Genomic DNA, 18,651 nt, shown 5'->3' on the forward strand with positions numbered 1-18,651 from the left:
ACAAAACCGCCCTGTCGATGAACAGAGCGGTTTTGCACTTAAATGTCCCTTAAAGTCCTGATTTCCGCTGTGAAAATCAGAATCCCCAGACTTTTGCACGTTGCAGCAGACCGGTTGCCTCAAACTCCTTGCCGTAGCGCGCCGCTTTCTTCACAAAATCCATGTAAGAATCGTTGATCTTTCTGTTGAGATCACTTTTGTTTGCGATTTCTTCAACAGCGGCCTTGCTGGCATCGGCCAGCGCCATGATCACGTCATCCGGGAACTGACGCACCTCGACACCCTTGTCGATTAGCGGCTGATAGGATTCAATATTGTTAAAGGTGAAATCAGCCCAGGTGTTTTCGGCAATTGCCTGTGCTGCATAGCGGATAATGGCCTGCAAATCGGGGCTGAGGCTGTCGAATTTCTCCTTGGAAACAAAAATTTCCAAGCCCGGCCCGGGTTCATGGAAAGCCGGAACATAATAATATTTGGCAACCTGGTACAAACCAAAGGCAAGGTCATTCCACGGCCCGACCCATTCGGCTGCATCAATGGCACCGCTTTGCATGGCCGGCAGAATTTCACCGGGTGGCAGCATGGTGATATTGGCACCAATGCGGCGCATTGCCTCGCCACCCAAACCGGCGTAACGCATTTTTACGCCTTTAATGTCGTCGACCGAGTTGATTTCCTTGTTAAACCATCCACCGGCCTGCATGCCGGAGTTGCCAGCGTAAAACGGAACAACACCAAAATCAGCGTAAACCTGTTCCCAGAGCTGCTGACCGCCGCCAAAGCGCAGCCATGCCGTCAATTCCCACGCGGTCAGACCAAAAGGAATGGTCGTAAAAAAGTTCAGAGCCGGATTTTTACCCTGCCAATAATAAGGTGTGCCATGCGCCATTTCGACAACACCCTGCTCGACGGCATCCATGCACTCAAACGGCGGGACCAATTCACCCGCGCCATACACTGTGATGGAAAGGCGATTGTTGCTCATTTCCTTGACAATGGCGGCAAACTTCTCGGCGTTGGTACCAAGGCCCGGTGTACCTTTGGGCCACGGCATGACCATCCGCCATTTCAGGTTCTCTTGCGCTGAAGCAATGGACGGCGCAGCAGCCGTCGCGGCAAGCGCCCCTGCCCCCAAGCTGGCACCTTTTAGAAATTGACGACGTTTCATCTTAAACTTCCCCTAACCTGTTCTTATTTTAGCAATTTGTTTCAAAACGCTACACACGAAGGCTGGATTTTGGCGAATTTCGTCAACAAATACCACCTTTTTCAAATGCCCCTCAAAAACACAAAAAAGACCACTCCGCAACGTGCCAGAAGAAAGAATCACAAGCTGAAGATGCAAAATCCACCGGCGCACACGAGCTATCAAAGGTTTATATCAATTATCCTATTGTATAAATTTATAGATATTCTTTAAATGTTTTCAACTTTGAGGAAAGTATGAAAATATATGACGCAAAATCAAAACCATATCGATAATCATTGAATATATCTACATTCTTAAAAGATAAAAAATTCATCTTGACAATAGAACAAGAAGCACAAAACCACCTTGGAATTTCCTTTGAGCCCTGAATTCATACAATTCAAATCCAAAAAAAACGCCAGAACTCTACCAAAGTATAGTTAAAATTTACCCTCACAAAACCAACCTCACATTGTACGAATGTATGCCAGCCTGATCCGCAGGCATAACTGTTGCTAAAATGTGGGGTCCATAATGTCGGCAGAACTAGATCGTCGTATTGCATTCGTTGAGTTCAACGATAAAAAGCGCAGTTTTCTGCGGGAACTTTGGCCGGTAATTGAGAAAAACCTGCCAAGTATGCTTGATGATTTTTACAAGAAAGTTATGAGTCGCGCAGATCTTGCCAAAATTATTGGCGATCCCAGCCGCATCGAAGGATTGAAACGGGCCCAGACCAATCACTGGAGAACTCTTTTCAAAGGCGACTTTGACGATCACTATTATGAAGAAGTCCGCCGCATCGGCATGGCACACGAAAAAATCGGCCTCACGCCCGAAGCCTATGTATCAGGCTACAACTACATCCTGGGCATGATGACGTCACTTCTGTACCAAACCTTTCGCAAACGCCGTGAAGTTGGCGAGATGCTTGCTGCGGCTTCCTCCGCCGTCATCGTCGATATGGAACTTGCAATCACCATTTATTACGAAGAAACACGCAACACCTATAGCCGACGTCTCAATGTAATGTCGGATGACTTTCAGACCACCATCTCCAAGGTTGTTTCCTCGCTTGCCGGAAGTGCAAACGATATGTCAAACGCGGCTGAAGCCCTGGTCGACAGTGTTCAAAAAACCCGCACGCAAACCACTGATGCACAGGACGCTGCCAAGACATCAGCGGAAAATGCGTCAACCGTCGCCGGTGCAGCCGAAGAACTTGACGGGTCCATTCGCGAAATTTCATCCCAGGTCAGCCGTGCATCGAACATTTCACAGGATGTCGAAGGGGCGGTGAAATCAACCTCCGACACCATCAGCATTCTCGATGCGACAGCGCAGGAAATTGGCACGGTTGTTGACCTGATTGATAAAATCGCCAGCCAGACCAACCTTTTGGCCCTAAACGCAACGATCGAAGCCGCGCGTGCAGGTGATGCGGGCAAGGGTTTTGCCGTAGTAGCAAGCGAAGTTAAAAACCTTGCCAACCAGACAGCAAAGGCAACAGGCGACATTACCGCCCAGATCAACGCGGTGCAGGAAACCACACATCGTGCGGTTGATGCCATTCAGGGTGTTACCGGGCAAATCGCCAAAATTGTCGAAGCTGTTGCGGCCATTGCCGCAGCTGTCGAGCAGCAAGCCGCTGCAACCGGCGAAATCAGCAAAAACATCTACACCGTTTCGAGCGCCAACAAAAACGTCAATACCAGCCTTGATAGTGTTGGGGTGACAGCCGACCACACGGGATCGGTTGCAGGCGAAGTACTGTCGGTTTCGCGGGCCTTGCAAAGCCATGCCGACGCCCTGCAACAGGATGTGGACAGCTTCCTGCAACGACTTTCCGCAGGCTAAAACGCTTCTGCGTCCAGCCGACATATTTGCCTTACCCCAATATCAGCCCATACAGTTAATCCTGTATGGGCTTTTATTTCCGGTGCCGTACCAAACGCTATGCCAAAAACGAACATAGTGGTGCGAATTAAAGACAAACCGTTTTAGCGCAAATCATAAATCAGTGGCACCTGGAACGAAACGCGCGGCGCATCCATGTCATCGGGGAATGGCGGGAATCGCTTGATACGTTCAATCAGTTTTTCCGTTGCCCGATCCAGCAAACGATTGCCACTTCCTTCCACCAGTTTGATGGTCGACACCGTACCGTCACGTTCAATCACCAACATCACGGTATTTCGGCCCTCAATCCCGCGACGGCGGGCAGCAGACGGATATTCCTGGTACCGCATGATCGTTTGCACAACCGAGGACTGGTAATCAATAAATTTGGCCTGGCTAAGGGCCGCTCCGCCCCCGCTACCAGACGCGGCACTGGCCGCCTGACTATGGGTTTTGGTGCCCGTCGTCCCGTCAGACTTTTGCGCGTTAAACGCCGTTCCCTGTGTCGGCGGATTGGCCGCAACCGGCTTTGTCGGGCTTTTGGGTTTGACCGGCGCAGGCTTGGCTTTTGGCTCTACCTTTGGTTCAGGCTTCGGTTTAGGTTTAACCGGTGGCTTGGGTTTTACCTTGGGCGGAACAATTTTTGCCAATTCCGGTTTGGGTTCCGGCTTTATCTCCGGCTCCTTGACGGGTTCCGGTTCTGGTACCGGCTCAGGTTTCACTTCGACAACCGGTTCCGGTTCTGGCTCCGGCGCAACTTCGGGCTCAGGTTCTGGCTCTACTACCGGCTCAGGAACAATCTCGGGTTCTGGTTCTGGTTCGGGTTCCGCTACGGGTTCGGGTTCACTTTCAGGCTCGCTTGTTTCCGCCGGCTCCGGTTTGGCTTCTTCAATACCCTGACGGCTATCAACATCGGAGCTGGCACTTTCCTCGGGCTCGCTATCTTCGCCGCTGGTGGCCTGGCCAGCCCCCAGTGAAATGCTGACACTTTGCACAGCCCCCATGCCACCCCACCCGGATGGCTGCGGTGCCGGGGTTGCCAAGACAACCCCCCCTGCCAAAACCGCACCAGTCAGTGCCGTGGCAATAAGAAAGTCTGTTCGCTTCGACATCTGAATTCCGTTAATTCTGCGCTTCTACAGCCGTCATCAGCTGCACTTTATCCACATGCAGTTCCTGCAACCGCTTTAGCAAAGCCACGATCATCTGACCATCCGCATCCCGATCGGCGCGAATTTCGATCGGATGTTTCGCAAACCCTTCGGGCAGCAAACCGGATATATCACTTAACGGACCTCGCTTATCGTCAACCCCCAACTGCCCGGCTTTATCGACCCACAGAACAACCGTTTCATCGTCTCGCTCTGTGGCATCCGCACTTGAGGGCGGGTCAACATCAAACGGCCCCAATTTTTGCAAACTGCCCGCAATCATGAAAAAAATCAGCAGCAGGAAAACGATATTGATCAAGGGCAACATCGGCTCCTGGGCCATCGTGTCATCGGTGATTTGAATGCGACGTTTCATTCTTCAATCAAATCCACATTTTTGATGCCATCACGCCCCAACACATCCATCACATGCACCAGGCTTTGTAGCTTGGCACCGTTAACCGGCTGCAAATGCACAGGGGCACCTGCGTGATCGCGGGTAATGTGGGCTGCCAGCTTGTCCAGTGATATGCCCTCGCCATTCAGGGTAATCGCGCCATTACCATCAATGCGGACAATTGCGGGGCGCGTGTCGGATGCGCGGACGGATGATTTATCCTGAACCGTAACGGACATTTCATAACCGCGCCAATCCAGAAAGCTTGATGCCAGCATGAAAAACACCAGTAAGATAAACACCACGTCAATCAGCGGCGTCAGACCAATAACCGGCGACGAATTGCGATAACGGGAACGAAGCTGCATGGGTCTTATTCCGCTGCGTGACGCAGGCGGGTAATATTGGCTTCCGCATGGGCATCGCGACCGGAAAGTTCGGCACGATTAACAATCAGGGTACAGACTTCCTCGGTCACGGCAGCTGCGCGGTTCACAATACCCTGCATCCACATGTGAAGGGCCGTCGCAGGGATGGCAACCACCAGGCCAATGGCCGTTGTCAGCAAGGCAAGCCAGATACCACCTGAAAGAACAGACGGATCAATCCGGCTACCTGCTCCCTCCATTTGCTGGAAGGCATTGATCATGCCCATAACCGTGCCCAGCAGGCCCAGAAGCGGGCTTAGAACCGCAATGGCCGACATCAGGCGCAATCCACCATTCAGGCCGTCAATTTCCTTGTGTGCGCGCGATGCAATCAGATCCGAGGCCGATTCACGGCTTTCACCATTCCCAACCGGCAGCGACATGCCCAAGCGGCCAATCTCGGCCGCTGGGTGGCGGCGACGCTCCAGCAGGCTCAGTGCCTGTTGCTCGTCCCCGGCGACAAGGTGATGTTCCAGTTCTGGCACAAAACCATCGGCAAACAGACCTCGGCGAATAAAACCAACCATCTTGTAAAAGAACAGGACCAGACCAATCACGGCCATTGCCGCCAAAATCCAGCCCACTGCCCCTGCGCGGTCCACGAGGTCAAACACCGGCAAGGTCGCAATGGCGTCAGGTACCCAACCGGAATGGGCCACGGTTGTGCCTGTTTGCATCGCGCCATCCACCATATGGCCTGCACCAGCAGTACCATCGATCACCCCTTGAGCCGCCCCCTCGGCCGCTCCAGGGTCCATACCGGCGGCGGCCTGGGCGACGGCATCCGAGGTTCCGGCAACACTGGGCGTGGCAGATTGCGCACTGTCGGTGGCGGCGGGAACTATATTGTCTGGCATGGGACTTCCAATCCTGATCAAAACGTGCAATAGCAGCATTGCGCCTTCGCTATTGAAAATGATTTGCACTATTTACTGCAAATGATTCTGCGATGCAATCTTAACTATTGAAGTTCTTGATCGGACGCCGTTTTTTATCGTCCTACCCGTGCGAAAACAATGTAGTGACAGGCCCGCCCGCACCATTAATCCTGAACGAAAATTAAAGACAATGTGGAGCCTCACATCGCGCGCCGAGCGCCCCTCAGGCTTAATCGCGCACAGCAAATCGAATTATCATTGGCTGATCATGAAATCGGCAATATGCCTGCCTTGCAGCAGGGCGGGGATAGGGCAAAAAATAAACCCCCGAAACCATGTGGTTTCAGGGGTTTATTGGTGAGCCCGACAGGATTCGAACCTGTGGCCAACTGATTAAAAGTCAGTTGCTCTACCAACTGAGCTACGGGCCCAACGTCTCGGTGAGCGGCGTTTTATAGCGGGATTACCGATGGGTCAAGCCCTGATTTCGAGAAATTTTCACTTTGGCAAAATAACATTCGCTGACATCAGCTAAACCCATCTGAAACGGATGGAATTTGGGCAAAAATAAACCCCCGAAACCGGATGGTTTCAGGGGTTTATTGGTGAGCCCGACAGGATTCGAACCTGTGGCCAACTGATTAAAAGTCAGTTGCTCTACCAACTGAGCTACGGGCCCAACGTCTCGGTGAGCGGCGTTTTATAGCGGGATTACCGATGGGTCAAGCCCTGATTTCGAGAAATTTTCACTTTGGCAAAATAACATTCGCTGACATCAGCTAAACCCATCTGAAACGGATGGAATTTGGGCAAAAATAAACCCCCGAAACCGGATGGTTTCAGGGGTTTATTGGTGAGCCCGACAGGATTCGAACCTGTGGCCAACTGATTAAAAGTCAGTTGCTCTACCAACTGAGCTACGGGCCCTCAACGTGTTGACGGCGTTTTAAAGGCATGCCCCTACCCGGTCAACCATTGATTTGCCGATTTTGACAGTTTTTTCACAATATCCGAATTTTTCGCCCAAAAAGCAGAAAACCGCCCTAAAAAGAGCGGTTTCCGATTGAATTTGCACAAACAAATTCGCCTTTATTGTGCGTCAGCAGCAACCTGCATTTTCACAATATGATCGGGGTCTGCCACGCGGCCATTGGCCCAGGGCGCACCCTTTTTAATATTGTCGACATATTCCATGCCCGAAACCACCTGGCCCCAAATGGTATATTGACCATCAAGGTGCGGTGCATCCGCAAAACAGATAAAGAACTGCGAATCAGCACTGTTCGGGTCAGCCGCACGGGCCATTGAAACAGTACCGCGCACATGATGAGCATCGGAAAACTCGGCTGGCAACTTGGTGCCCGAGCCGCCGGTGCCATCCCCTTTGGGATCACCGGTCTGGGCCATAAAGCCATCAATCACGCGATGAAACACCAGCCCATCGTAAAAACCACTACGGACCAGTTCCTTGATTCGCGCAACCGTTTTTGGTGCCAGGTCAGGACGCATCTGAATGACGACACGGCCATCCTTCAGATCAAGATAAAGGGTGTTTTCTGGGTCAAGCGCAGCGGCATCCGTTGTTTGTGCCTGTGCCGCGCCGATTCCACCGTTCGACATTGTAAAGATTCCCAAAGCAATAATAACAAGAGAAAGAAACCGAAGCAGACGCATAGCCCTTGCAACCTATTCCTTTTCCTGTGCCAGTTTCTGCTGCAAAGCCTGCAACACAGGGGCTGGCACAAATTCGGTGACGGAACCACCCAACCGGGCGATTTCCTTAACAAAACGCGACGACACAAACTGCTGCTTGTCCGACGCCATCAAAAACACAGTCTCGATTTTGGGGGCCAAACGCGCATTCATCCCCGCCATCTGGAATTCATACTCAAAATCCGAAACGGCACGCAAACCACGAATGATTATGGAGGACTGATTTTCTGCAGCAAAGTGCATCAGAAGCGACCCAAAAGGCTTGACCTCGGTCCGGACGGCAACTTCGCCGCCCGCAGCCTTCAGGGATTCGCGGACCAGTTCACACCGTTCCTCGACCGAAAACATCGGCCCCTTGCCCGCATTGATCGCCACACCGACAATCAGATGATCCACAATGCGGGTTGCCCGGCGAATGATATCCATATGCCCCTGGGTCACAGGGTCAAAGGTTCCCGGATAAATTCCGATACGGTCAGGATCGACTGTTTTTTCCACCATCGTCCCTGATTCCGTTATTCCGTCACGGACGGATCGGTTTCACCCTCGTCGCCGTTGCCATCGTCCGGCGCATCCACTACTGCATCGTCTTCCGGCTTTGCAGCGGCTTCACCCGCACCTTCGACACCGTCTTCAGCCTCATCGTCATCCTCGGCACTGTCACCAAGATTGTTAAGGCGTTCAACAGCCACAACCTGTTCGTCTTCGGCCGTGCGGAACAGGGTCACACCCTGTGTCTTGCGACCGGCAATACGAATATCATGGGTCGGCATACGAATGACCTTGCCACCATTGGTGACCATCATCAACTCGTCGCCTTCTTCGATCACGAAGGAGGCCGCCACCAGACCGTTACGTTCAGACATATCGATATTGGCAAAGCCCTGCCCGCCACGACCGGTGACACGATATTCATAGGCCGAGGTCCGTTTGCCATAGCCGTTTTCGGTGACCGACAGAATAAGCTGATCCCCCGAAAGCAGTTCGTCATAACGTTCCTGGGTCAGAATCTCGAGCGGCAGGCCATCTTCGGCAAGAATTTCCTCACGGCGCAGTTTGGAGGCGATGGACAGATATTCGCTGCGTTCTTCCATCGTCGCATGAGAGCCCCACAGAACCGACATGGCGATAACCTCGTCACCATCGGCCAGGCGAATGCCCCGCACCCCCACCGAGTTACGGCCAGTAAAGACACGCACATCCGCCACCCGGAAACGAATACATTTGCCCTGACGGGTGGTCAGGAAAATGTCGTCATCATCCGTACAGGTCTGAACCGCAATCAGGCTATCGCCCCGGTCCTCTTCCAGCTTCATCGCAATCTTGCCGTTGGCTTTGACATTGACAAAGTCGGCAAGGCTGTTACGGCGGACATTACCCGTCGATGTCGCAAACATGATGTGCAGGTTTGGCCATTCTTCCTCGTCGGGAAGCGGCAGAACGGTGGTGATATGTTCACCCTCGGACAACGGCAAAAGGTTGACCAGGGCCTTGCCGCGCGATTGCGGCGTCCCCAGCGGCAGGCGCCACACCTTCATTTTATACACCATGCCCAGCGAGCTAAAGAACAGCACCGGCGTATGGGTATTGGCAACAAACAGCTTGGAGACAAAATCCTCGTCGCGGGTTGCCATGCCCGAACGGCCCTTGCCGCCGCGGCGCTGTGCACGATAGGTCGATAACGGCACACGCTGAATATAACCGGAATGCGAGACAGTAACGACCATGTCTTCGCGGGCAATCAGGTCTTCGATGTCATGCTCGAATTCGGCTTCAACGATTTCCGTCCGGCGCTCGTTGGCAAATTCGTTGCGCATTTCCGTCAATTCATCTTTCAGAATTGTCAGTTTACGCTCGCGCGAGGCCAGAATATCCAGGAAGTCCTTGATTTTCTCGCCCAATTCGGTCAATTCGGCGGCAATTTTGTCGCGTTCCAAACCGGTCAGGCGATGCAGACGCAGCTCCAGAATAGCACGGGCCTGCGCTTCGGACAGACGATAATTACCGTCATCCGACCCCACCTGCTGCGGATCGGCAATCAGCTCGATCAAGGGCACAATGTCGCCCGCAGGCCAACTTTTGGACATCAACTGTTCGCGGGCAATCGTCGGGTCGGCCGCATTGCGAATCAGACGAATGACTTCGTCAATATTGGCAACGGCAATCCCCAGACCCACCACCACATGGGCACGATCACGCGCCTTTTTCAGCAGGTGAATGGTCCGGCGCGTAATCACCTCTTCGCGGAACTCGACAAAGGCCTGAATGATTTCTTTCAGGTTCATCAGTTCCGGCTTGCCCCGGTTCAGGGCCAGCATGTTCACACCAAACGATGTTTGCAGGGCGGTAAAGCGGAAAAGCTGGTTGAGCACAACATCGGCAACGGCATCGCGCTTAAGCTCGATCACCATGCGCACACCGGAACGGTCCGATTCATCACGCAGGTCGGAAATACCCTCAAGCTTTTTATCGCGCACCAGATCCGCAATTTTTTCCAGCAAGGTCGCCTTGTTCACCTGATAGGGAACTTCGGTAACGATAATGGCTTCGCGATTGGCGCGGATTTCCTCGACATGGGTGCGGGCCCGCATCACAACCGAGCCACGGCCGGTTTTAAATGCCGAATGAATGCCCGAACGGCCCAAAATAAGCGCGCCGGTCGGAAAATCCGGCCCGCTGACATATTCCATCAGGCCTTCAACCGAAATATCGGGATTATCGATAACCGCCATGCAGCCATCAATCACTTCGCCCAAATTGTGGGGCGGAATGTTGGTGGCCATACCCACGGCAATACCACCGGCACCATTGACCAGCATATTGGGATAGCGCGCCGGCAGAACCGATGGTTCCTTGGTGGTTTCGTCATAGTTGGCGCGAAAATCGATGGTATCCTTATCGATATCATCAAGCAGATAATGCGCGGCCTTGGCCAGGCGGGCTTCGGTGTAACGCATGGCGGCAGCCTTGTCGCCATCCATCGAGCCAAAGTTCCCCTGCCCGTCAATTTGCGGCAGACGCATGGAAAAATGCTGCGCCATGCGGACCATGGCATCGTAGATCGCGCTATCGCCATGCGGGTGATATTTACCCATGACGTCACCAACGACACGCGCCGATTTACGGAAGGGCTTGTTCCAGTCAAAGCCGTTTTCGTGCATGGAATACAGAATACGACGATGAACAGGCTTCAGCCCGTCACGGACATCGGGCAGCGCGCGGCTGACAATCACGCTCATCGCGTAATCGAGATAGCTGCGGCGCATTTCGTTTTCGATGGATACCGGGAAAATATCGCGGCTGGCAGTGTTTGACACTTCGGAGGACAAAGGCCGTAACCTCTTAAACGCTTAATCAAAAAGGAATCAATGCAGCCCGCCCTGCTTTCGCATAACAAGCTATTGAGGGCGGAAAGTATCAGGTTTGACCGCCACAAACAACATATGACGGAGGCCCATTTCAGGCAAATCTCACAGGTTGTATATTGTCAGTTCTTTTTTACACTATCTGACGCAGCAGCAACAGCCCGGGCACGCGCGCCAAAGCGAATATTGGCAACCGCAATTCCGGCCAAAATAATAACCATCGCCATAAGGGTGCTGGGTGCCGGAACCTCGCCTAGCACAGCAAGGCTGACGACAATCCCCACCGCAGGCACCAGATAGTTATTAAAGGCCAAAAATCCTGCGCCGGTGCGGGCGACCATCACCAGCAACACAAACATGGCAAGCCCCGTTGGCACCGCGCCCAGATAGGCAATCGCCAGCGCGCCCTGCGCCGACCATGTCATGGTCCAGGGCTGATCAACCAGCAGGGCAACCGGCGAAATGGTCAGTGCGGCAAAGGTCAGGATCAAAGCCGCCGACCCGGCGCGGGGCTGATCACGCAAATGACGTGCGACCAGGGACGACACTGCGTAACACACCGCCGCTGTTAAAACCGCCAGTTGGTAGGGCAAGTCCCCACCCAAGCCCGACAGAGTTTCGGGGCCAACCAGCACCACAACCCCGCATGTTCCCAAAACAAGCCCCAGGGCCTTGCCAAAGGTCAGCTTTTCATCATGGGTGAAAAGATGCCCCAGGATCACCGTGGTTAACGGCACGACCGACATCAAGACAGCCGCCAGACCGGCGTTAATGCGGGTTTCGCCCATACTGATTAGAAAAAACGGAATGGCATTGCCCAAAAGACCACACATAAAGGCAGCCGCCCATGCCCGTCGCCCCTTGGGCAAGGCACCGCGTCGCAACAGCACAATGCCCCATAAGACAAAGGCTCCCAGCGTGATACGACCAGCCGCAACCACCAGCGACGAATAGGCGTGAACGCCCAGCTTGATAAAGGCAAAAGAGCTGCCCCACATCAGCGCCAGCAATATCAATAAAAAGTAATCAATCATTCCCGGACGTGACATGTTTCCCGCCTATTGTCGCCATAATTTCTGGTACATATGGCTTTGGTTTTCCCGTCAGTTTGGCGGGAACATCCTCAAGGTCTTTGCGTTAGCGATTATCTTGAGAAAGATCAACTAAATAGATGCCTCTTATGTGATACACAACTTCAAGTACGAGCATACCCTGCGGGTGAAATGTCATATCGCACCAGAAGGTTCGGAATAACCCTGGCAAATAATCAGGGACAGCGGCGCAAACGAGTTATTGATAATGATTTGCAATTGCGTTACGCTGCCTCCACGACAAAAAAACGAAGCGAGCAACAAGATGAGTTATGTCGATCACGAACTGAGCATTGACGAAATGTTGGCCGATCCGATCGTTCGGACATTAATGGCCTACGACCGAATCACTGAAAAAGACATTCGCAAAACGCTGGCTCGGGTCGCCTCTGCCCGCGAAACAAGTGCGCCACGACTCGCACGGCATCACCCAAAGCAGTCGCCCAAAAACTGGGCACAGCAGTCGGTTCATATCAACGCCCCCAAAACGGCGGCGTAACCAACGGCTCGTAACGCATTAAACATAAAACCAGATTTTACCTGTTGCGACCCTCGCCATCCCGGTTTGAAGGGTCGCAACTGCGTTTAACCCATTTTTTGTTTCAACTTCGCCGATATGGACGGGCTTTCTGACACGCTATTCAATCTGAAATTTTGATCTTTGGCCCCTCAATTCCGTCCAAGTAGCCTGCATCATCATCCCCAAAAACCAGCCCACAAAAGCGTCCCCCGGCGAAACTGGAATAATTTCAGCCAATTTGACGTCATTCAACGACAAATGCTGGCATCAACCCGCGATTTTGCTATACTGTTGGCATCATGACAGCGATTGGCAGTATACAAACCATACCAGGTAGCGGCGGTCGGCTTGGCGAAGTTATCGCCATGAACGGCCTTGCCAGCGCCAGCAAAGCGGGAGCCTCCAACGGGGGATCGTCTGCAGCTGCCTTCATGGAACGCCAAATGGCTGCGATATCGCTGGTCCCACTTGATACTCCAGCAAACAAATCTGCGTCTTCGTCCCCGACAAAGGGCCTGGGTGCAGCACCTGCTACCAATTCAGTGCGCGGCTCAGCCCCCGATCAAGCAGCAACGCCCGCCCTACCGGCATCACGCCCGGCAGCACCGATTTCTGCAGCATCGGTAACGGTTATACAGCAGGTTGACCCCAGAAGCCTTCCAGGTAGTGGCGGATCAACGGTGGAAATTAACCTGCCCGGCAGCACCAAAAACAAAGATGCCAGCACGAATGCAAAAACGTCCGCTTCGCCGGATGGTGCGCCCCACACCCTAAGCAGCGGCGCCCAGGACCATGTTCGTCGCCTGCAGGACCGCGATGCCGCCGTGCGCGCCGAAGAAAACAGCCACAAGGCCCTGGCCGGGGCCAATGCCGGCATGATCAGCTATGATTATTCAGTCGGCCCCGATGGGCGGCTTTATGCCACTGGCGGCCATGTATCAATCATGCCACTACAGGGTCTTGACGGCATTCAGGCGATTGCCAACCAGGCCGCGATTGGGCGTGCAGCTTCTGTTGGCACATCCACGGCCGATTTCGCCGCCCACAAAGGGGCGTCTGGCAATATCAGTCACATTCTCAGCCAGCAGCAACAGGCTGCCAGTCGTTCTTATAATCAGACAACGGCAATGATGTTCAGTCAGCAACAGCCGAAATCTGCCGGGCTGGTTGCTTAAACCCTTTTCCTTGTCTCCTGCCCCCCTGCCTCTACCCATCCACGAAAAAAGCGCCTGTCGAAATAGTACCGCCAGAGGCAGCTTACTCCGCGTAATGCCAGTAAACATCAAAGCCGGGGTTAAACACCGTGACCAGACCGTCTTTGGTGTTAATCTTGTCAGCGAAACTTGCCGGAACATCGCGCTTTTCCAGCGTGATTTTGGCGTCATTCACTGGCAAACCATAAAAGGCCGGACCATTCAGCGAGGCAAAGGCCTCCAGCTTATCAAGCGCGCTTTCTTCTTCAAAAACATGCGCCAGCAACTGGACTGTATTATTGGCTGTGAAAATACCGGCACAGCCGCACGCACTTTCTTTACGGTCATCGGTATGCGGGGCAGAATCGGTGCCCAAAAAGAACCGCGCATCGCCCGATGTGGCGGCTTCCCGCAATGCCAAACGATGCTTTTCCCGCTTTGCCACCGGCAGGCAATACATATGCGGGTGAATACCGCCCACCAGAATGGCATTGCGGTTAATAATAAGGTGATGGGTCGTAATCGTGGCCCCCACATTGGTGTCGTTCGACTTTACAAATTCAACACCGTCCTGGGTGGTGATGTGCTCCATAATCAACCGCAATTCCGGCAGGCGTTTGCGCAGCGGGGCCAGAATGCGGTCAATAAACACCGCTTCACGGTCGAAAATATCAATATCTGGGTCGGTGACCTCACCATGCACACACAGCGGAATACCCAGTGCTGCCATGCGTTCGAGCACCGGCATCGCCCTGTCAAAGTCGCGCACCCCGCTGGCGGAATTTGTCGTCGCCCCGGCGGGATACAGTTTTAAGGCGCTGATCACACCTTCCTTATAGGCGGCCTCCACATCGTCCGGGTCGGTCCCTTCGGTCAGATACAGGGTCATAAGCGGGCTAAAATCATGCTCTGCAGGAAGGGCAGCGACAATGCGATTGCGATAGGCAAGGGCATCGGCCTTGGTCAGAACCGGCGGCACCAGGTTGGGCATGATAATAGCACGAGCAAAATGGGCGCTGGTTTCGGGCAAAACAGCGCGCAGCATGTCGCCATCGCGCAAATGCAGGTGCCAGTCATCAGGGCGATGGATGGTAATGCGATTGGACGACATAAAAAACCTCCTCGGACAGGCAAATACAGGCGCAACCGGCGATGCCAGCATGCAATGCGTGGTTGCTCAGTACCAGATGACGTTTTTTTTGGGAATTATAAACATGAGCCAGCAGGCATTTTAACCGCCATATGCTGCAAAAGACAAAAGGCCAGGCTGTTAAGCCTGACCTTTTCACAATGGGGCGAGTGATGGGATTTGAACCCACGGCCCCCAGAGCCACAATCTGGTGCTCTAACCGACTGAGCTACACCCGCCATCATTTAGCGTTACCGCCATCGTGTGGCGCGGTTTTTATCGCCGCGGGCATGGTACGTCAAGCGGAGATTTCGACTTTTTTTCATATATTGTCCTCCCCTGCCCCTGAACCCGCCAATCACTGCGATTTTCCGATACCATTCATCACCTTTTTACCCCTACCAAGCCGAACCGAAGATTTTTCATTCGCATATTTCTCTTGCGTCAGGACAAAATGGGAACAATTAAATCAGCGCGATATCATGAATCCGGCACATTCTGATTTCACAATCAAATGCCGACCGAAAGAAGAAAACGGAGAATCCGATGAAGTGGGGCGTGATCAGCACAGCCAATATTGGAACGGCAAAAGTCATTCCGGCAATGCAGCAAAGCGACAAGCTGGAAATTCTGGCCATTGCTGGCCGCGACCTTGAAAAAACCCGCGAGGTCGCCGAAAATTTGCGCATTCCACGCGCCTATGGATCTTATGAAGAATTACTGGCCGATCCCTCGATCGAAGCTGTTTACAATCCACTGCCCAACCATTTGCATGTTGAATGGACCATCAAGGCACTGGAAGCCGGAAAACATGTTCTGTGTGAAAAACCAATTGGCTTGAACACCGAAGATGCCGAACGTCTGATTGAAGCGCGTGAGAAAAGCGGCAAACAGGTACTGGAAGCCTTTATGGTGCGCCACCACCCGCAATGGCAGCACGCCCGGGAACTGGTCAGCAGCGGACAAATTGGCGAACTCACCGCCATTCAAAGCATTTTCACCTATCACAACACCAATCCGGCCGATGTGCGCAATAAAAAGGACATTGGCGGCGGCGGATTGCTTGATATTGGCTGTTACTGCGTTATCGGCCCGCGCTATATCACCGGGCGCGACCCGGTGCGCGTTGTCTCGCTAATGGACAAAGACCCGAAATTTGGCACCGACCGCCTGGTGTCCGGTTTGCTGGATTTTGGCAGCGGCGTACAGGCAAGCTTTGTCTGCGGCACCCAGTCTGCCGCCGTACAGCGTGTGCATATCCTGGGTACAGAAGGCCGAATTGAAATTGTCATGCCCTATAACCCTGTACCGGAGAACCCGGCCGTCATTCGTGTTGGCACCCAAAAACAGCCCGGCTTTGACGAAGCACGCGAAATTTCCTTCCCGATTTGCAACCACTATACCCTGCAAGGTGAAAACGCGACGGCGATTTTCGAGGGCAGCATCACAGCCGATTATCCGATTGAGGATGCCATCCAAAATATGAAAATCCTCGACAGCATTGCCCGATCTGCCAGGACCGGAAGCTGGGAAATGGTTGACCACCAATAAGGCTCTCCACCCGCCGTCTTTGACGGAACGGGATCGGACCTTAAAGACGGACACAAAAAAGGACATCGCCCAGCACGCGATGTCCTTTTCTTTTGCCTGTCGTGCGCAGACCGGAACGATCAGGCGGCAAAAACCTTTTTCATCCGCTCAATCGCCTCTTCCATAATGGCTTCACGCTTGCAGAAGCAAAAACGAACAAAGTGGCGCACGTCACCCTGCTGATAAAAAGCTGACACCGGAATCGCGACAACCCCGACCTTTTCGATCAAATATTGGCAAAAGGCCTCGTCGTCGCCCTCAAACCCCAGCGGGCGGAAATCGCAGGTAATAAAGTATGTGCCCTGGGAATCGAGCACATCAAACCCCACCTCGCGCAATCCCTTCATCAGGTAATCGCGCTTGTTTTCCATAACGGCAGTAAAACCGTTAAAATAGCTGTCATCCTGATTAAGACCATAAGCCACGCCATATTGCAGGTTCGGTGCCGTTGTAAAAACCAGATATTGATGCGCCTTGGAAATCGGCTCCAATAATTTTGCACAGGCCGTGATATACCCCACCTTCCAGCCGGTCAGCGAAAAGGTTTTTCCCGCCGAGCCAATACGCACACAGCGATCCCGCATACCGGGAAAGGTCATCAGCGGACGATGCTTGCGACCGTCAAACACCAGATGTTCATAGACCTCGTCACACAGAGCATAGGCATCATGACGGGTCACAAGCTCTGCCAGGAACGCCAGTTCATCATCTGTAAAAACCTTGGAGCAGGGATTCATCGGCGAATTGATCAACACCAGCTTGGTTTTGTCCGAAAAGGCTGCGGCCAGTTCTTCACGGGGCAATTCCCAATGGGGCGGAGTAACCCGCACCAGCTTGGGAATACCGCCCGCCAGCTTCACAATCGGCAGGTAACTGTCATAAAGCGGCTCGATCAGGACAACCTCGTCCCCCGGTGCGACCAGCCCGAGAATGGCATTTGCCAGGGCCTCCGTCGCGCCTGCCGTCACCATGACTTCGCTATCAGCATCAATATCGAGATCATAAAACCGTTTATTATGGCGGGCTACGGCTTCACGCAGTTCGGGAATGCCCATCATCGACGGGTACTGGTTGGACATGTTCATTGTCGCATCGGCCGCTGCCTGGCGAATATCTGCCGGGCCGTCGGTATCGGGCGCGCCCTGCCCCAGATTGATGGCATTATGTTTGCGCGCCAGGCCACTCATGACCTCAAAAATCGTAATGCCGCCCGATGCAAACAGTGGATTGCCAATGAAATCCGACATCTTGAACCGTCCTTTTTATCTGATTCTGGTCTGTATGCGCCCCGGCTGACTTTCTGTTCAGCTTAAACGCATATCTCTGTTTATTCTTACGTTTCTGCCACGATGACACGCCAATGACCAGCGCCGCGCGCCATCACCGGCAATAAATCACCCCAGGCCCTTATCGCACACCCGCACAAATAGAATCGGCCTGACAAATACGGACGCATCTTTACGTGATTTGCACACGAAAATGACAATTCGGCGAGTGCAGGTTTTATAAATTTCGCGACGGCCTGCCACAACATCATAAAATTGCATATTATTTACGCAACCTGCACAAAATATAGCCACGTCGCCGTAAAAATTCTCGGTTAACCGATGGGTTTTACTAGGTTTTATTCATAAGACTCCCTAGAATATCGCCACTCGGCAGCGGGAGCTTAAAACTGGCACGCGCCGTGCTAACCATATTGACCGAGTTCATCGCAACTCTCGCAAAAAGCAGAGGGCGCTTAATGAAAAAGATTGAAGCCATCATCAAGCCATTCAAGCTTGACGAGGTTAAGGAGGCCCTTCAGGAGATCGGCCTTAAAGGGATTACCGTTACCGAAGCCAAGGGCTTTGGCCGTCAAAAAGGCCACACGGAACTTTACCGTGGCGCCGAATATGTGGTCGATTTCCTGCCGAAGGTGAAGCTTGAGATTGTTGTCGAAGACACGCTGGTCGAGCGTGCAATCGAGGCGATCCAGCAGGCCGCCCATACCGGTCGGATCGGCGATGGTAAAATTTTCGTATCCTCGCTTGAGGACGCGATCCGTATCCGTACCGGCGAACGGGGTAACGACGCGATCTGATCGGTCGTTTACGTCTTTATTCGCC

16 protein-coding genes and 4 tRNA genes are annotated in these 18,651 nt (G+C 53.1%); 5 read left to right on the forward strand and 15 right to left on the reverse strand.

Going from position 1 to position 18,651, the window contains the following annotated elements; translation table 11 throughout:
- Positions 1-76: 76 nt before the first annotated feature.
- Positions 77-1,168 (reverse strand): TRAP transporter substrate-binding protein, encoded by a 1,092-nt coding sequence (locus LF95_RS16975; RefSeq protein WP_073956380.1) that lies wholly within the window; start codon positions 1,166-1,168, stop codon positions 77-79.
- A gap of 555 nt (positions 1,169-1,723) precedes the next feature.
- Here LF95_RS16975 and LF95_RS16980 point away from each other — a divergent pair.
- Positions 1,724-3,046, forward strand: coding sequence for a globin-coupled sensor protein (locus LF95_RS16980; protein WP_073956381.1), 1,323 nt, complete (start codon positions 1,724-1,726; stop codon positions 3,044-3,046).
- A gap of 143 nt (positions 3,047-3,189) precedes the next feature.
- Here LF95_RS16980 and LF95_RS16985 read toward each other — a convergent pair whose 3' ends face one another.
- The 11 genes from LF95_RS16985 to LF95_RS17035 form a co-directional block, all read right to left on the reverse strand.
- Positions 3,190-4,200, reverse strand: a complete 1,011-nt coding sequence (locus LF95_RS16985) for an energy transducer TonB (protein ID WP_073956382.1) — start codon at positions 4,198-4,200, stop codon at positions 3,190-3,192.
- Positions 4,201-4,210: 10 nt separating this feature from the next.
- Positions 4,211-4,615, reverse strand: a complete 405-nt coding sequence (locus LF95_RS16990) for an ExbD/TolR family protein (RefSeq protein WP_073956383.1) — start codon at positions 4,613-4,615, stop codon at positions 4,211-4,213.
- The gene (locus tag LF95_RS16995) at positions 4,612-5,004 is read right to left on the reverse strand and encodes an ExbD/TolR family protein (RefSeq protein ID WP_073956384.1); all 393 of its coding nucleotides are present in this window, start codon (positions 5,002-5,004) and stop codon (positions 4,612-4,614) included. Before LF95_RS16995 ends, LF95_RS16990 begins: the two co-directional genes overlap by 4 nt.
- A gap of 5 nt (positions 5,005-5,009) precedes the next feature.
- Positions 5,010-5,921, reverse strand: a complete 912-nt coding sequence (locus LF95_RS17000; RefSeq protein ID WP_252509810.1) for a MotA/TolQ/ExbB proton channel family protein — start codon at positions 5,919-5,921, stop codon at positions 5,010-5,012.
- Positions 5,922-6,297: 376 nt separating this feature from the next.
- Positions 6,298-6,373: transfer RNA gene (locus LF95_RS17005), tRNA-Lys, on the reverse strand.
- A gap of 172 nt (positions 6,374-6,545) precedes the next feature.
- Positions 6,546-6,621: transfer RNA gene (locus LF95_RS17010), tRNA-Lys, on the reverse strand.
- A gap of 172 nt (positions 6,622-6,793) precedes the next feature.
- Positions 6,794-6,869 (reverse strand) — tRNA-Lys (locus LF95_RS17015).
- Between the two features lie 162 nt (positions 6,870-7,031).
- Positions 7,032-7,562, reverse strand: a complete 531-nt coding sequence (locus tag LF95_RS17020; RefSeq protein WP_073956678.1) for a peptidylprolyl isomerase — start codon at positions 7,560-7,562, stop codon at positions 7,032-7,034.
- Positions 7,563-7,628: 66 nt separating this feature from the next.
- On the reverse strand, positions 7,629-8,156 hold the full coding sequence (coaD, locus tag LF95_RS17025; protein ID WP_073956385.1) for a pantetheine-phosphate adenylyltransferase: 528 nt from the start codon (positions 8,154-8,156) through the stop codon (positions 7,629-7,631).
- 14 nt (positions 8,157-8,170) lie between these two features.
- Complete coding sequence (gene gyrA, locus LF95_RS17030; RefSeq protein WP_073956386.1) at positions 8,171-10,984, reverse strand: DNA gyrase subunit A; 2,814 nt, start codon at positions 10,982-10,984, stop codon at positions 8,171-8,173.
- A 158-nt stretch (positions 10,985-11,142) separates the two neighbouring features.
- Entirely contained in the window at positions 11,143-12,069 is a 927-nt protein-coding gene (locus tag LF95_RS17035) for a DMT family transporter (RefSeq protein WP_073956387.1), read from the reverse strand.
- A 307-nt stretch (positions 12,070-12,376) separates the two neighbouring features.
- Between LF95_RS17035 and LF95_RS17040 the strand changes: the two genes are divergently transcribed.
- Positions 12,377-12,610 (forward strand): hypothetical protein, encoded by a 234-nt coding sequence (locus tag LF95_RS17040; RefSeq protein WP_073956388.1) that lies wholly within the window; start codon positions 12,377-12,379, stop codon positions 12,608-12,610.
- Between the two features lie 320 nt (positions 12,611-12,930).
- The gene (locus tag LF95_RS17045) at positions 12,931-13,806 is read left to right on the forward strand and encodes a putative metalloprotease CJM1_0395 family protein (protein WP_083607794.1); all 876 of its coding nucleotides are present in this window, start codon (positions 12,931-12,933) and stop codon (positions 13,804-13,806) included.
- An 82-nt stretch (positions 13,807-13,888) separates the two neighbouring features.
- Here LF95_RS17045 and pyrC read toward each other — a convergent pair whose 3' ends face one another.
- Both pyrC and LF95_RS17055 read right to left on the reverse strand, forming a co-directional pair.
- Positions 13,889-14,935: a dihydroorotase gene (pyrC, locus tag LF95_RS17050; RefSeq protein ID WP_073956390.1), complete on the reverse strand. Its 1,047-nt coding sequence runs from the start codon at positions 14,933-14,935 to the stop codon at positions 13,889-13,891.
- Positions 14,936-15,115: 180 nt separating this feature from the next.
- Positions 15,116-15,192, reverse strand: a tRNA-His gene (locus LF95_RS17055).
- A 307-nt stretch (positions 15,193-15,499) separates the two neighbouring features.
- Here LF95_RS17055 and LF95_RS17060 point away from each other — a divergent pair.
- Entirely contained in the window at positions 15,500-16,504 is a 1,005-nt protein-coding gene (locus LF95_RS17060) for a Gfo/Idh/MocA family protein (RefSeq protein WP_073956391.1), read from the forward strand.
- Positions 16,505-16,623: 119 nt separating this feature from the next.
- Here the strand turns inward: LF95_RS17060 and LF95_RS17065 are convergent, their stop codons facing one another.
- On the reverse strand, positions 16,624-17,790 hold the full coding sequence (locus LF95_RS17065) for an aminotransferase (RefSeq protein WP_073956392.1): 1,167 nt from the start codon (positions 17,788-17,790) through the stop codon (positions 16,624-16,626).
- A 497-nt stretch (positions 17,791-18,287) separates the two neighbouring features.
- On the opposite strand from LF95_RS17065, the gene LF95_RS17070 reads away from it, so the two are divergent.
- Positions 18,288-18,626: a P-II family nitrogen regulator gene (locus LF95_RS17070; RefSeq protein WP_007091888.1), complete on the forward strand. Its 339-nt coding sequence runs from the start codon at positions 18,288-18,290 to the stop codon at positions 18,624-18,626.
- Positions 18,627-18,651 lie beyond the last annotated feature (25 nt).

The sequence above is a fragment of the Thalassospira sp. TSL5-1 genome (assembly GCF_001907695.1).
GTDB lineage: Bacteria > Pseudomonadota > Alphaproteobacteria > Rhodospirillales > Thalassospiraceae > Thalassospira.